11 protein-coding genes are annotated in these 14,102 nt (G+C 29.9%); 8 read left to right on the forward strand and 3 right to left on the reverse strand.

Annotated features, from left to right (window positions below; translation table 11 throughout):
* Positions 1 to 432: 432 nt before the first annotated feature.
* From C6H18_RS08180 to C6H18_RS08215, 8 genes are all read left to right on the forward strand, one after another.
* Positions 433 to 1,749 carry a glycosyltransferase family 2 protein gene (locus C6H18_RS08180; RefSeq protein WP_104722617.1) on the forward strand — a complete coding sequence of 439 codons (1,317 nt, stop codon included), beginning with the start codon at positions 433 to 435 and terminating at the stop codon, positions 1,747 to 1,749.
* A complete protein-coding gene (locus C6H18_RS08185; protein WP_104722618.1) occupies positions 1,749 to 3,041 on the forward strand; it encodes a glycosyltransferase family 2 protein in 1,293 nt (430 codons plus the stop codon). The genes C6H18_RS08180 and C6H18_RS08185 overlap by 1 nt, the downstream gene beginning before the upstream one ends.
* Entirely contained in the window at positions 3,038 to 3,745 is a 708-nt protein-coding gene (locus C6H18_RS08190) for an IspD/TarI family cytidylyltransferase (RefSeq protein ID WP_104722619.1), read from the forward strand. The genes C6H18_RS08185 and C6H18_RS08190 overlap by 4 nt, the downstream gene beginning before the upstream one ends.
* Complete coding sequence (locus tag C6H18_RS08195) at positions 3,742 to 4,707, forward strand: alcohol dehydrogenase catalytic domain-containing protein (RefSeq protein ID WP_104722620.1); 966 nt, start codon at positions 3,742 to 3,744, stop codon at positions 4,705 to 4,707. Before C6H18_RS08190 ends, C6H18_RS08195 begins: the two co-directional genes overlap by 4 nt.
* Positions 4,700 to 5,371 (forward strand): ribulose-phosphate 3-epimerase, encoded by a 672-nt coding sequence (locus tag C6H18_RS08200; RefSeq protein WP_104722621.1) that lies wholly within the window; start codon positions 4,700 to 4,702, stop codon positions 5,369 to 5,371. Before C6H18_RS08195 ends, C6H18_RS08200 begins: the two co-directional genes overlap by 8 nt.
* Entirely contained in the window at positions 5,368 to 7,506 is a 2,139-nt protein-coding gene (locus C6H18_RS08205; protein ID WP_104722622.1) for a bifunctional glycosyltransferase/CDP-glycerol:glycerophosphate glycerophosphotransferase, read from the forward strand. The genes C6H18_RS08200 and C6H18_RS08205 overlap by 4 nt, the downstream gene beginning before the upstream one ends.
* Before the next feature lie 18 nt (positions 7,507 to 7,524).
* Positions 7,525 to 9,531, forward strand: coding sequence for a hypothetical protein (locus tag C6H18_RS08210; protein WP_104722623.1), 2,007 nt, complete (start codon positions 7,525 to 7,527; stop codon positions 9,529 to 9,531).
* A gap of 241 nt (positions 9,532 to 9,772) precedes the next feature.
* A complete protein-coding gene (locus C6H18_RS08215) occupies positions 9,773 to 10,441 on the forward strand; it encodes a hypothetical protein (protein ID WP_104722624.1) in 669 nt (222 codons plus the stop codon).
* 485 nt (positions 10,442 to 10,926) lie between these two features.
* On the opposite strand, the gene C6H18_RS08220 is transcribed toward C6H18_RS08215, so the two are convergent.
* From C6H18_RS08220 to C6H18_RS08225, 3 genes are read right to left on the reverse strand one after another with little or no spacing between them, the layout of a single operon-like run.
* Complete coding sequence (locus C6H18_RS08220) at positions 10,927 to 11,196, reverse strand: hypothetical protein (protein ID WP_158654894.1); 270 nt, start codon at positions 11,194 to 11,196, stop codon at positions 10,927 to 10,929.
* A gap of 41 nt (positions 11,197 to 11,237) precedes the next feature.
* Positions 11,238 to 11,462 (reverse strand): ATP-binding domain-containing protein, encoded by a 225-nt coding sequence (locus tag C6H18_RS09550; protein ID WP_233704108.1) that lies wholly within the window; start codon positions 11,460 to 11,462, stop codon positions 11,238 to 11,240.
* Positions 11,420 to 13,987, reverse strand: a complete 2,568-nt coding sequence (locus C6H18_RS08225) for an AAA family ATPase (RefSeq protein ID WP_199770180.1) — start codon at positions 13,985 to 13,987, stop codon at positions 11,420 to 11,422. The genes C6H18_RS09550 and C6H18_RS08225 overlap by 43 nt, the downstream gene beginning before the upstream one ends.
* Positions 13,988 to 14,102 lie beyond the last annotated feature (115 nt).

Below are 14,102 nucleotides of genomic sequence, written 5' to 3' on the forward strand. Positions count from 1 at the left end.
AATGTAAATTTTCAATACAATTTCTAAGTATTAATAATTAAGTAGATAAAAGAATTTCTAAAATCGCAAATCCCTAATGAATATATTTAAGAGGATTTTATTTTATGAAGTTTTAGCTAGGTATTTAAGAGTATCTGGTATAAAGAGAATTTAAATCTTAAAATATTATTTTTAAAATAAAACTAATTATTCTATCTTTGCAATAAATAGAGAATTTTTAATTGCTATTTTTTGGTTTTTAAGCTTGTTTTTTTTTTTTTTGAATACAATCAAAGTTTTAAAAATTTCAATAGAAAAATGTTTGAAAATTTACATTTTCAATAGTGAGTATAGGGGAGGAGAATCTTAGTGTTTGATTATTGCATTGTAGGTAGTGGATTATTTGGAAGTATTTTTGCCTATGAAGCCTCTAAAAGGGATAAAAGGTAAATAATGAAACCCAAAGTTGCCATTATTATTCCTGTTTATAATGTAGAACAATACCTTAAGCAATGTTTAGATTCTATCATTAATCAAACCCTAAAAGAGATACAAATCCTTTGTATTAATGATGGTTCAACAGATGGAAGTTTAAATATCTTAAAAGAATATGCTAAAGAAGATAAAAGAATACAAATCTTTAATAAAGAAAATGGCGGACTAGGCAGTGCCAGAAATCTAGGTATTAAATTTATTAATGCAGAATGTGTATATTTTGTGGATTCTGATGATTGGTTAGAAATAGATGCATTAGAGAAACTTTATAGCCTACTTCAAAAAACTAATGCGGATATAGTGTTAAGTGGAGCATTAGCCTATATTGATGATATAGAAAAATTCTTTCCAACAGATTTTTCTAATATTCTTCACAAAACCCCTTATACCTCTGGGGCAACCTATTGCTACCAACAAATAAAACCTCTTATTTTTACAGGTTTTGGAGCGCCTTTCAAATTCTATCGCTATGATTTCTTAAAAACACTCTTAATAAATGAAAAGCTTTATCCAGAAAGCAATAAATTATGTGGGGGGGGGGCTATTACAAAACTATTATTCGAAGATGTTTTTCCCTCAATCAAGAGCCTATTGCTCGCAAAAAGAATTTGTATCCTCAAAGAAGATCTATACTATTATCGCATACGAAAGGATTCTATAATGAGAAGCGGTTATTCCTATAATGAGGGTATTTTTGATATTTTTGTAGCAATAAAACAAGTTGAGCAGTTTTTATTAGCTTATCATATTATGGATGAATTAAAAAATGAATTTTCTCTCTTTGTTTGTGAATGTATCAATTTTCACCTTAGACGCTGCTCCAAAGCATTCAAAGAAAGATTTATTCAGCAATCTCAAAAAATTATTAAAGGATATGATGGTTCCTATTTTACAGAACCAAAGACAGAAGAAATGGTAGAAAATATCTTAAAACTTCAAGGAAAAGGTGCAGTAGAAAGAGTGAAAAATCATCTAGCTTATAAATTAGGTAAAGCCATAATAGATACAAAATCTCCTTTAAAGATTTTAAAACTTCCCTTTACCCTTATTAAAATTATCCAAACGCATAAATTTGAATCTAAAGTTTTAAAAACTCTTTATAAAACTCATCCACAACTTAAACTTCCTGCTTTAGAAAACTATGCAGATTATGAAGAAGCCTTAAAGACAAAAGAGCATTTAAGCTATCGCTTAGGGGAAGCAATGCTTAAAAATCCTTTAACCTTTATCTTTAAATTTAGAAGTCTCTATACTCCAAAGAGAAAAGGTAAATAATGAAACCCAAAGTTGCCATTATTATTCCTGTTTATAATGTAGAACAATACCTTAAGCAATGTTTAGATTCTATCATTAATCAAACCCTAAAAGAGATACAAATCCTTTGTATTAATGATGGTTCAACGGATGGAAGCTTAAATATCTTAAAAGAATATGCCAATAAAGATAAAAGAATACAAATCTTTAATAAAGAAAATGGCGGACAAGGCAGTGCTAGAAATCTAGGTATTAAATTTATTAATGCAGAATGTGTATATTTTGTGGATTCTGATGATTGGTTAGAAATAGACGCATTAGAGAAGTTTTATAACCTACTTCAAAAAACTAATGCGGATATAGTGTTAAGTGGAGCTACCATTTATTACCACGATTTGGAAAGACAAGATTTAAAATTTTTGGCTACTTGCTATGATAAACAAGATGGAGAAATTTGTGATTTTACTGCTATAAAATCCCAGGTTTTTACTAGAATTGCACCATTTTTCAAGTTTTATCGCTTTAGCTTCTTACAAACACTTTTAGAAAATGAAAAACTCTACCCAGAGGATATATTCTTTGAAGATGTATTACCCCATATTAAATCTTTGCTTTTAGCAAAGAAAATTACCTTTTTAAACCACAATAAATATTTTTATCGTGTTCGACAAAACTCTACAACGACAGGACAATATTCTCATAATGAAGGAATTTTTGATAGCCTTATTGCAATTAAGCAAGTGCAAGAGTTTTTATTAACTCATAATTTCTTACGAGAGTTAAAAAACGAATTTCCCCTCTTTGTTTGTGAGCATATCCAATATCACTTTAAACGTTGTTCCAAAGCATTGAAACCAAGCTTCGCTAAAAGAGCTAAAGAATACTTAGCTACTTTGGATAACTCCTATTTTATAAATGAAAATACTTTAAAGTTTAGAGAAAAAACTTTGAAGATTTTAGATTCTTATCATAAGCCCAAAGGCGCAATAGAAAGAGTGAAAAATCATCTAGCTTATAAATTAGGTAAAGCCATAATAAATGCAAAATCTCCTTTAAAGATTTTAAAACTTCCCTTTACCCTTATTAAAATTATCCAAACGCATAAATTTGAATCTAAAGTTTTAAAAACTCTTTATAAAACTCATCCACAACTTAAACTTCCTGCTTTAGAAAACTATGCAGATTACGAAGAAGCCTTAAAGGTAAAAGAGCATTTAAGCTATCGCTTAGGGGAAGCAATGCTTAAAAATCCTTTAACATTTCCTTTCAAGGTAGTTTCTATTTATGGAGATTATAAAAGGGGTAGAGAATGAGGAGGAATGTGGTTGTGTTAGCCGGTGGCATAGGCAAAAGAATGGGAGATGTAAAATTACCTAAGCAATTTTTAGAAATTAATGGCATAGCCACAATTGCTTTAACATTAAAAAACATTATGGATTCACAACTCTTTGATAGCTTGTATATTGTCATTCACAAAAAATGGAAACAATACCTTGAAGAATTACTTACAAATTCTCAAATTGTTATTCCTAGAGAAAATATCCTTTATGGTGGGGAAGAAAGGATAGATAGTATAGAAAATGCTCTTGATATTCTAAAGCAAAGAGAAACAAAAGATGAGGATATTGTGCTTTTTCACGATGCGGTGCGACCCTTTATTACTAAAGAATTACTTGATAGAGCCTTAAATACTACTCTTAAATATGGGGCTTGCGTGGCTGTCTCACCTGTAAAGGATACAATGATTATTGTAGAAAAAGGAATAGCTCTTGATATGCCAAATCGCTCTTCCTTATTTCACGGACAAGCTCCTGATTCCTTTAAATTTGGGATTATCTATGATTGTATTAAAGGCTTAAAACCTGAAGAAAAAGCCACTATTACAGGCACTGCACAAATCTGCCAAATAAAAGGCGTAGAAGTGCATACTTATCTAGGGGATGAGAGAAATATAAAAATTACAAGCATAATGGATTTGTTTTTAGCCAAAGCCATTTATAGAGAGTTATACGAATGATGAATGCGTGTGTGCTAAGAGGAATTAGAAATCTAGAATATAGCAAAGTTGCTATGCCTCTTATCAGCAAGGGTGAAGCTCTAGTGCAAATTAAAGCTTGTGGAATTTGCAGTAGCGATTTAGATAGATTCTACCAAGGAGCTTATCATTATCCTCTCATACTAGGACACGAAATTGCAGGAGAGATTATTGAAGTAGCAGAAAATTTAGATAAAACTCTCATTGGTAAAAGAGTAGTAGTATTCCCTCTACTCCCTTGTAAAAAATGCCAAAATTGCCAAAATGAGCATTATGCACAATGTGAAAATTATAATTACTTTGGTTCAAGAAGGGATGGAGGATTTGCAGAATTTCTCTCTGTCCCTTTGTGGAATCTTAAGATATTTGAAGATAGATTTGACTTCCTAAGTGCTTCTTTATGTGAAGTTGCCGCTGTGGCAAAACATACTCTCTCCAAAATTCAAGGAGAGAATATTTGCATTGTGGGTTCTGGTGTAATTGGGATTTTAATAGGTATTTGGGCAAAACTTGCCAATTTACAAGTCTTCTTCTTAATAAGAAATGCAAAAAAAGCAAATCTCTTAGAGTCGCTAGGCTTTGAAGTGATATTTGCAATAAATAAAAAATTTGATTCTTGTATAGAATGTGTCGGAAGTGAGGAATCCTTACAATCTTGCATTGATTTAACTAAAACCAAAGGTAAAATCGTGCTTGTTGGCAATCCAAAAGATGCTATAAAGCTATCCCAAAAGATTTATTGGAAGATTTTAAGAGAGGAGCTGCAAATAGAGGGGATTTGGAATAGTAACTATCCTAAAGACTGGGATTTTGTTCTAAAAAACCTTGATAAAATCCCCACAAAACAACTCATTACACACACTTTTAAGCTCACAGAATGCCAAAAGGCTTTTAATGTCCTATCATCTAGTTTCCATATAAAGGGAACTTTTATCAATGAGTAAAATTTCTGCTTCTTTAATGTGTTCTAATCCTTACACACTCCAAAGTGATATACAAATGCTAGAAAATACAGGAGTCGATTATTTGCACCTTGATATTATGGATGGGAATTTTGTCCCAAATCTAGGTTTTGGTATAGACTTTATACAATCCATACGTCAAGAAACTTCCTTACCTTTTGATTTTCACTTGATGGTAGAAAACCCTCTTAAAATTATTCCTTTACTTGCTTTACAAAAAAAAGATATTGTCTCTATTCATTTTGAAGCAAGTTATTACCTAGAAGATGTTATTACTCTCCTTAAAAGCTATGAATGCAAACTCTTTATTGCACTTAATCCTCAAACTCCTGTTTGCATACTTGATACTATGCACCTTTATATTAAAGGAATAAATTTTCTAACCATCAATCCCGGATTTTCTGGGCAAAAAATCTTGCCTATTGCGATAGAGAAATTTTTATACCTTAAAAATTACCTTAAGCGAAATAATTGGGAGCATATTCTTATTGAAGTTGATGGGAATATGAGTTTTGAGAATGCTAAGAAATTTAAAGAAATGGGGGCAAATATTTTTGTTGCTGGCACTTCTAGTATCTTTCCAAACAAAAAATTATCAAAAAAAGAACTTCACCGATTTCAATCTTTACTCAAAGGACACAAATGAAATTCTCCATTATTATTCCTGCATACAATGCCCAACGAACAATTGCTGATACTATCAATTCTATCATCAAGCAAAAAATAACCCCCCAATATACCTACGAAATACTTGTGGTTAATGATGATTCAACAGATGATACACTCTTAGTTTGTGAGAGCTTTTTCTATCTCTATCCTAATCTCAATCTCCAAATTTTCACTCAAGAAAATGCTGGATTAACTGCTTCAAGAAATAAGGGTTTAGAGAATTCTAATGGAGATATTGTAATATTTGTGGATGCTGATGATCTATTACCTCTTGATGCATTATGGCATTACTACCTTGCCTTTAGCTCCCATAAATTAGATTTTGCAGCTGGGCTTATGGGGTATTATTGGCAACATAATAAAAGCACAAGTGTAGAAAAAAACTATCTTAAAGGCTATAAAGGCTTAATAGAAGATAAATCCCTCTTTGTGCCTATCTTTGCTAATGCAGTGAGTGCTTGCACGAAAGCTTACAAAAAAGAATTCTTAGTGCAATATGATTTATGGTTTTTAGAGGGGAAACATCTCTGTGAAGATCATTTCTGGACTCTACAACTCCTTAAACACGCACAAGCCATATTTTTAATTGACGAAGTTGTTTTGTATTACCAAATGCACCCAAATAATAGTGTAGGTAACTGGAAAAATAATTATCTAGAAGATATGATAGCGGTGCAAGAGAATATCTTAAAACTGCAAATTCCCCTTGATTTAGATACTTATTATGAAAGATTCTTAAAGAATTTTGATTTTAAAAAGCGTATTGTAGAACAAGCTATTATAGGACAAGAAAGTGCTAAACTTCAGGAGATAATCAAGCCCTTGCAAAGATTATTAGAGATTATCCCAATCCAATACCAACAAAAATATATGCCTAAATGGTATGCGTTTAAAGATCATAGTCAAAGCGGTATTTATCAAGAAATGTTACGCATTAGACGCAATAGAAAAATTAAACGATTCTATAAGAAGGCTTTTATTAAACCACTAACAGGGCTTGTAAATACTGCAAATGGTTTATGGTATCGAAAGCTTATCCATAAATACCAATGCCGCCATAAACTCTTAAAATTTCTTTATAAAAGCTTTTCTCTCTTACCTATAAAAAAGCAAAAAATTACTCTTGCCGAGTGTATCTATGGAATGAAATATCTAGGTCCTATTAAAGAGATATTGTTAGAAGATTCTCGCCTCTTTGTCAAAACCCTTAATTATAGAATAACTTTAAGTGATGATATAAAAAGGATGTATCATTTCGCAAAATCTCAAATTATATTGATAGATAATTACTACCAACCTCTTTTTAATATTACTCCAAGAAAAGAAACTCTTGTGATGCAGTGTTGGCACGCTGGAGGACTCTTTAAAAAATTTGGTTGTGATAGTGTAATTAAAGGAAGCAAAACATATGAATATGAAACCAAAATTCACAAGTCTTATTCTTATGCTTTTGTATCTGGGCAAAAGACTATAAAAGGATATATGAGTGCTTTTAACCTTAAAGAAGAGCAAATTATCCCTATAGGTAATATTATGGCAGATAAGGTTATTAAAAACCAAAAGAGTCAAAAAGAGGCTAAAATACTTCTAGGTATCAACCCAAATAAGAAACTTATCGTCTATGCCCCCACTTTTAGAGATTGGGAAAGAAATAGCTTTAAGTTGCGTTTAGATTTTCAACCTTTGGTAGAAAAATATGGGGAAACTTATGAATTTGCTCTAAGAATACACCCAACTACTAATTTTGCAATAGAACAACCAAATATTTACAACTTCTCTTCTAAAGAGGAATGGTTAGTGTTAAATGCTGCTGATGCTCTTATTGCAGATTATTCTTCTATTATTTTTGCCTACTCTTATTTTGGTCGCCCCATTTATTTCTATCCCTATGATTATCAAATGTATTTAGGACAAAAAGGATTTTATGAGGATTATCTAAACTTTGTGCCAGGAGACATTGCTTTCACTCAAGAGAAGCTATTAGATCTTTTAGAAGATATTCCACAGGTTAGTCCAAGGGTGCAGCAACTATGGCGAGATTATATGGGAGAATGCGATGGCAACACCGCACACAAAATCGTTGATTTTATAAAAGAGAAAATATCATTATAAATATTCATAGGAATTATGATGAAAGACTTAGATTACCAACTAGTAGATTTTCTAGCAACTACAAAGCAAGATAAAGATTTTTTTACGCATTATCTACATTTAATCTCCCCTCAAGAAATCCATAAAATTAAACTTACATTTAATGAAAATATTTTAGAGAAAATAAATATCTCTATAAGTTATAATGGAGTGCATTATCTCAATATTTTTCATAAAGATTATATCCAAGAGAATGCTCTCTTAGTAAAAAATCCCTTTAAGGGAAATATTGCTTCTATCAAAATAGAAATTTTCAAAGGAAACATTAAAAATATTCAAACTATAAAGATACTCTCTAGAAAATATGATAGATTAATCATAGCTGCTAGAACTGATGGTATAGGGGCTAGAATGATAGCTTTATTAAATAATATTTATCTATCTAATCTACTAGGAGAACGAACAAAATTTGGCTTTGTTTGGAAAGATAACTTTCCTAGTGATACTCTAAGATCTATGAGAAACCAAAACGAAATAGAAGGTAATAAGATCTCGGGTTTAGGCTTGGAGAATGAAGAGGTAATTTTTACACAAGATTTTATTGAAAATTTTTCTTACACCAATAATCTTTTAGGTTGCAATGACTCTTATCATATAGGCAACAATTTACAAGATTTTGTCCGATTATCTACAGAGGCTACAGACACTAAAGAAGCTTTTTTATTTAGCCCTCCCACTCCTCTTTATAATATTGAAAAGCTTAAAGAGATGATTAAAGAATGTGATTATAGGAGAGGCTTAAGAGAGATTTGGGATACTTTAGAGTTTGTTCCTAGGATCAAAAGAGTTATTGAAACCGCTAAAGAATTAGCCTTACAGAATCATCCTTTTGTTGCTATACACATAAGAAGCGGAGATGTAATCTTTACCCCCACATACAGAAATAGCCTAGATAGAATGCTATACCACACCCTACCCCTAGAATTAGCAATGGCTTGTATCGAAACCGAATTGAAAGAAGGCAACAAGGCTATATTGTTTTCTGATGATTTTTCTTCTATGTATATTCTACTTGACTATTTTAAAAAAGAGGATTTACATTTCATTGAATCTTTAGTTCCCGCTACTTTTAATCTAAACAATTTGGAGAGGGTATTTTTTGAAATCACTTTTATGTCCTTTTCTAAGAAAATTTATACCTCTAAGACCTCTGTCTATGCAAGACTTGCCCACTACATTGGAGAGAATAGTATCTTATTAAATTCCTATGAGGTATTTAATGAAGAACAACGATACCAATATTTGCAAAAATACTCTATAAATCCTAATCGTTTCCAAAAAGCTTTAAGCAATTTTCATAAATTTGTATTAAGTAGAAATTTAGGCATAGACTACGATATTCAAGAAACACATATTAAAGATTGTATCAATACAGATAAGGAAAATTTACTCTTCAAAATGCTTTTTATAGATTTACTTTTAGAAACCAAAAGATATTCCAAGGCTGATGAAATATTAGATGATATTGTTAATAAGTATCAATTAAACTTTATAGAAATGCTTTTACTTCCCTATCATATCTCCAACAAAGAGAGGTATTTAACCATATCCGTAGATAACCATCAATATCCCAACATTGCAACAATTACTTTAGCATTAAAAACTTCAAAAACTCCAACTCTAAAGCAACCATTTCTAAGTGCCTCCTCCCGCCTTAAATCTCACCTAGCTTATAAACTAGGAGAGGCAATGATAGATAATTCTAAAAGTCTTTTAGGATATATAAGAATGCCTTATGTCTTATCTTATATAAAAGATAAACACAATAAAGAACAAAAACAATACCAAGAAAAAATAAAAAAGAATCCTAACTTAAAACTTCCTCCTTTAGAATCTTATAGTGATTATAAAGAAGGATTAAAGATAAAGAGAAGTCTTTCTTATAAGTTAGGAGAAGCATTAATAAAGGCTAATTCTGTGCGGGGGGGGGGGGCGAATATTCAAACTTTTATTTGCCTACCTTGTATTCTTCCAAGAAGTGCGTAAGTTAAAAAGAGAGTTTAGAGAGAAAAGAAGTAGCTAAGCTATAACCTTAACAACTAATAGTTTCATTATTTTGTCATTGCGCAGAGCCTAGAGTAAGCCCTATTGTGCAATCCTTATTAATACCATCTTCTAAGTATTTTTTCTATATAATGCTTTCCTAGTGAATGATGGTTTTAGTGATATTTATCCCAAATAGACTATTATCAAGAAAGCAAAGTGGCAATTTCTTTGGAGACCAATAATGCGAGAAAAAATACAAGTTTTTTGTAAAAAAGTAGAGAATCTTTATTCCAAAAAACGTTTGGAAAGCTATGCTAATAGTGTAGGAGAACACAATAAAAACCTGCGATTTATTGCTAAAATTTCTTATAAGATTGCTGTATTAGAGATTTCACTCAGAAATATGCTTGATTATTGTATGCAAGGACAATTTGGAGAAAATTGGATTTGGGAAAGTAATAATGAATATTTAAAAGAAAAAATTGCAGAGATTCAAGCAAAGGAGAGCAAACAAGATCTATCACTAGAGCATCACCAAATTCTTTCAAGGCTTACTTTAGGGGTTATTGCAAGACTTATTAAAGAGTTTAAACTGCAAAATTCATTGCTTGATTTAAATGATTTAACTTTTAAGCAATATAGCCAGAACAATTTTGACACTATCCGCAAAGGATATAGGTTTAGAAATTACCAAAAAGTCAATATTGCCTTAAATCTCATAGTAACAATAAGGAATCGCGCATTTCATTGGGAAAATCTTAATAAAAGAAAGAATATTGGCAATTATGAAATATCAAGAATATTTACGACTGCTTTTAAAGAGGTTTTCATTAGCATAGAACCAAGAAATATTGAAAAGTTTTTGGATGATTTGATAGATAGAATAAATAAAGATTTGAAAAACCCTTAAAAAGGGGGGCAACTAAAGGACGCCCTTACATTTCGATGCAATTCTATATATAAGCTTCTTAGAGGTAACTGAATTTTTAGATTATCTTGTAAATTTTTAAAACTTTGATTGTATTCAAAAAAACAAGCTTAAAAACCAAAAAATAGCAATTAAAAATTCTCTATTTATTGCAAAGATAGAATGATTAGTTTTATTTTAAAAATAATATTTTAAGATTTAAATTCTCTTTATACTAGATATTCTTAAGTACCTAGCTAAAACTTCATAAAATAAAATCCTCTTAAATATATTCATTAGGGATTTGCGATTTTAGAAATTCTTTTATCTACTTAATTATTAATACTTAGAAATTGTATTGAAAATGGGATTTTCAAACTTTTTGCTAAATCTAACTTGAATTAGAAACTATAATAAAGTCTATAGTTCCTTAAAATATAAAAAAATTAAATAGATTTTAAAATATCCTTTAAGTTTTAATTGGGATTTTAGGTTCTTAAATATTCAAAAAATTCTTTAGCATACGAATTTTTTTCTACTATTTTTCTAACGCAAACTTTTTCTAAAATCTTAAAAGATTCAGATTTGTTATATTCGCTATTGTTGCATTCCTTAATTGAATCGTTTATCATTTTGAGACTCTTAAGTTCTAATTCTATACCTTCTTGATTAAAAGAGAGAATATTCTTTAGACAAATAGATTTTAACAATCTAGCTTCTTTCTCTTTATTATGGGTAGATTCCATATAAATCTCCATTTATTATTGCTTTGTTCTTTATTGTGGTTGTAATTAAAGCATTATTCGCATTGATTTTCAATATCTTTAAGTTTTGATTTTAGTAATTCATAATCCCTGTTTATATCTTTCACCTTTAAGTTTTCCAATACTTTCTTTTCAGTTTCTGGAGACCAATAAATGGTTAGATTTTTCTTCGCTCTTGTAATCGCTGTATAGAAAATATTGTGAGTTATTTGCTCTTCTATTTCATTAGATATAATAATGACAACATTATCATATTCCAAACCTTGTGCCTTGTGAATAGGATTGCATACGCCACTTGAAATGGAACGGCATTGACCAATTCATCGTCCTCATCTCCATTGTGTTCTAAAACAGATAATTGAATTTCTGTCCAACCTTCACCTGTTTTGATTATCTTAAAATACTCGTTACTAGATATAATCTCCTTATCCACCTTGATATTAAAGGATATAGAACCTTTTTGAGATTGTATGTCTGTAATAGTTCCTTTGAGGTTATTATAAAGTGATTCACCAAATCTTTCTACCTCATTAAACAAAATAGGATCTCCTACTTTATAATTCAAGCCTTTAAAGTAATGCGATGGTTTTTCGTTGTTTTCTTGCAATATCCTATTGATATTATTGATTCCATAAATCCCTCCATAATTAAGGCATAAAATGATTTCGTTCTCATAAGTTTTTTTAAAATTAAAAGATTCCAATCTCTGGGAATATTTTTCTTTATCAATCATTTCAATCATATCCTTTTCAAGTATTCTGACTTTTTCCCATAGCTTTTTTAGCTTTTCATCTTGTGTTCTATAAGTTTTCTTTAACTCCACTACTATGTTGCTAAAAATTTTTTTGGCAAATAAAAACCAATTCCCAAATCTAATAGATTCTATTTGATAAATATCTCCCACACAAATCAATACTTCAGATTGTATCTTTGGTAGAATCTTTGCCATATCTGCATTACTAATTGTACTGCATTCATCAATAATGACAATTTCATATTTTAAATCTTTCTTACGCTTTGCCATCGCTATTGTTTCAAAATTTGATTTTTCAATTCCTTCGGTTCGTCGTCTTAAATTGTTGATTGCCGCATAGGTGTTTGCTAGATATAATTTGCTTTTATCACGAAATAAATCAGAAATATGTCGAATCATAGTTGTTTTACCTGTCCCAGCTGAACCATATATTAGAGCTAATCTTGATTGCGTAAAAAGGTTTTTTAGATAATCAACTTTTTCTTCAGAGTCCAATTTTTCTTCAGAGTCCAACTTCTTACTTTGCAACCATTGCTGTATTTGTTTCTCGTAGTTTTCTATTCCGCTTTGAGAAAATTTTTCTAAATATTGCTTTATCCTTTTTGCATCCTTTTCATATTCCAGCAAATATAAAAAATTTTTATATTTTTCTATTTTCCTGTCGCCATGTTGATAATATAGTTTTTGATTGTATGAATCAATCAACTTGTCTATATCATCATTGTCTAGGAATTGTGTTAAATCTTCCACTTTTGTGTATAAATACCCATTGATTTCGGAATTATTTTTAATCTTTCTTGCTAATAACTCATGTTTTCTATTCTCCATATTAATATGACAATACAGTAGGTCTGTTAGTGTTGGATTGTGATTTTTTAAAGAGCTACAAAAAGGCATTGTTTCAAAAGGGATACAATCAAATTTTAATCGCAAATTAGACAATTGTTTATTTTCTGTACCTGGTAATTGTTTATTTTTACCTGGTATTTGATTTTTAATTATTTTATTATTCATCGTATAAAGGATATAGCGGAGTATATTTGCTCCTTTTTTGTTATTAAGAATGATTTCTCTTGCTTCGTCTAAATAAGAAAATAAGGATTTAAAATTATGATTTTTGTTAAATGAGGATTTAATTTGCTCATATTCTTTTTCAAAATGAATAAGTTCTAGTAAATTTATTTCTTTTTGGGTTAAAAACTGCATAAACTTTTGATGTTCTTTGGTTCTTGTAAATTTAATGATCTTACTGCTGAAAATCGTGCAAAAGTGTTGGATTTCACAAGGGCGAATATCTACACTCCATTGTGTAATTATAGTAATTGGCATTTCTATGCCGTCCATATTTATATAGGTATTGCACAAATATAATTGGGTAGCATAATTTTTTAGTATATTTAGATGGGTAAAGGCAATAATCTTATCAAATTTACTGGTATAGTCCCTCGCAATAGTCAGCGTTAGCTGATAATATATTTTTTTATCAACCCAAAAAGGTTTAATGGAATAAATGTAATATTTTTCTTCTCGCTGCTCTGCGTTAAAATCAGTCTGCTTGATTTTCTCTTCGATTTTCTCTGCTATTTTTTCGAAATATTTTAAACTTAAAGCATCTAAATTCATTGGAAAATCATTGATATTTCTCAAGATTTCAATATTATAGTTTCGTGCAAAAAAATTTTTGATTTTATTTAAATCCGTGAGATAATTTAACATCAGTCTTTCTGATGTTTCTTCATCATTTGTATAATGTGATACTGAAATTTGAAGTCGTCTATGGAAAAAATATATTTCTTTATACTGAGATTTATCACTAATATATTTTATGCTTTTTTGTAGATTGTCATAATCCCAATCCAAATTTGTTTTATTTTCATCATTATAAATAAACAATGCAAGATATTCAAGCAAGTTTCTTAACTTATCCAAAATATTTTGAGCATAAGCTCCTCTATCATTTTTAGATTGACTAAGGTTAAATTCTATTGCTTTATTAACCTCAACAATGCGTTCCGATGCTTTATTTGTCATTTTTTACCCAACCAAAATTCATCTAAATATTTTATTTTACCTAATTTTTAATAGAGATTATAAATAGCAAATTGACATATTAACGCAAATCAATTTTGTATTGAAAATTTACATT

Origin of the sequence: Helicobacter mesocricetorum, assembly GCF_900198605.1 — a bacterium.
In the GTDB taxonomy this organism is placed as follows: domain Bacteria; phylum Campylobacterota; class Campylobacteria; order Campylobacterales; family Helicobacteraceae; genus Helicobacter_D; species Helicobacter_D mesocricetorum.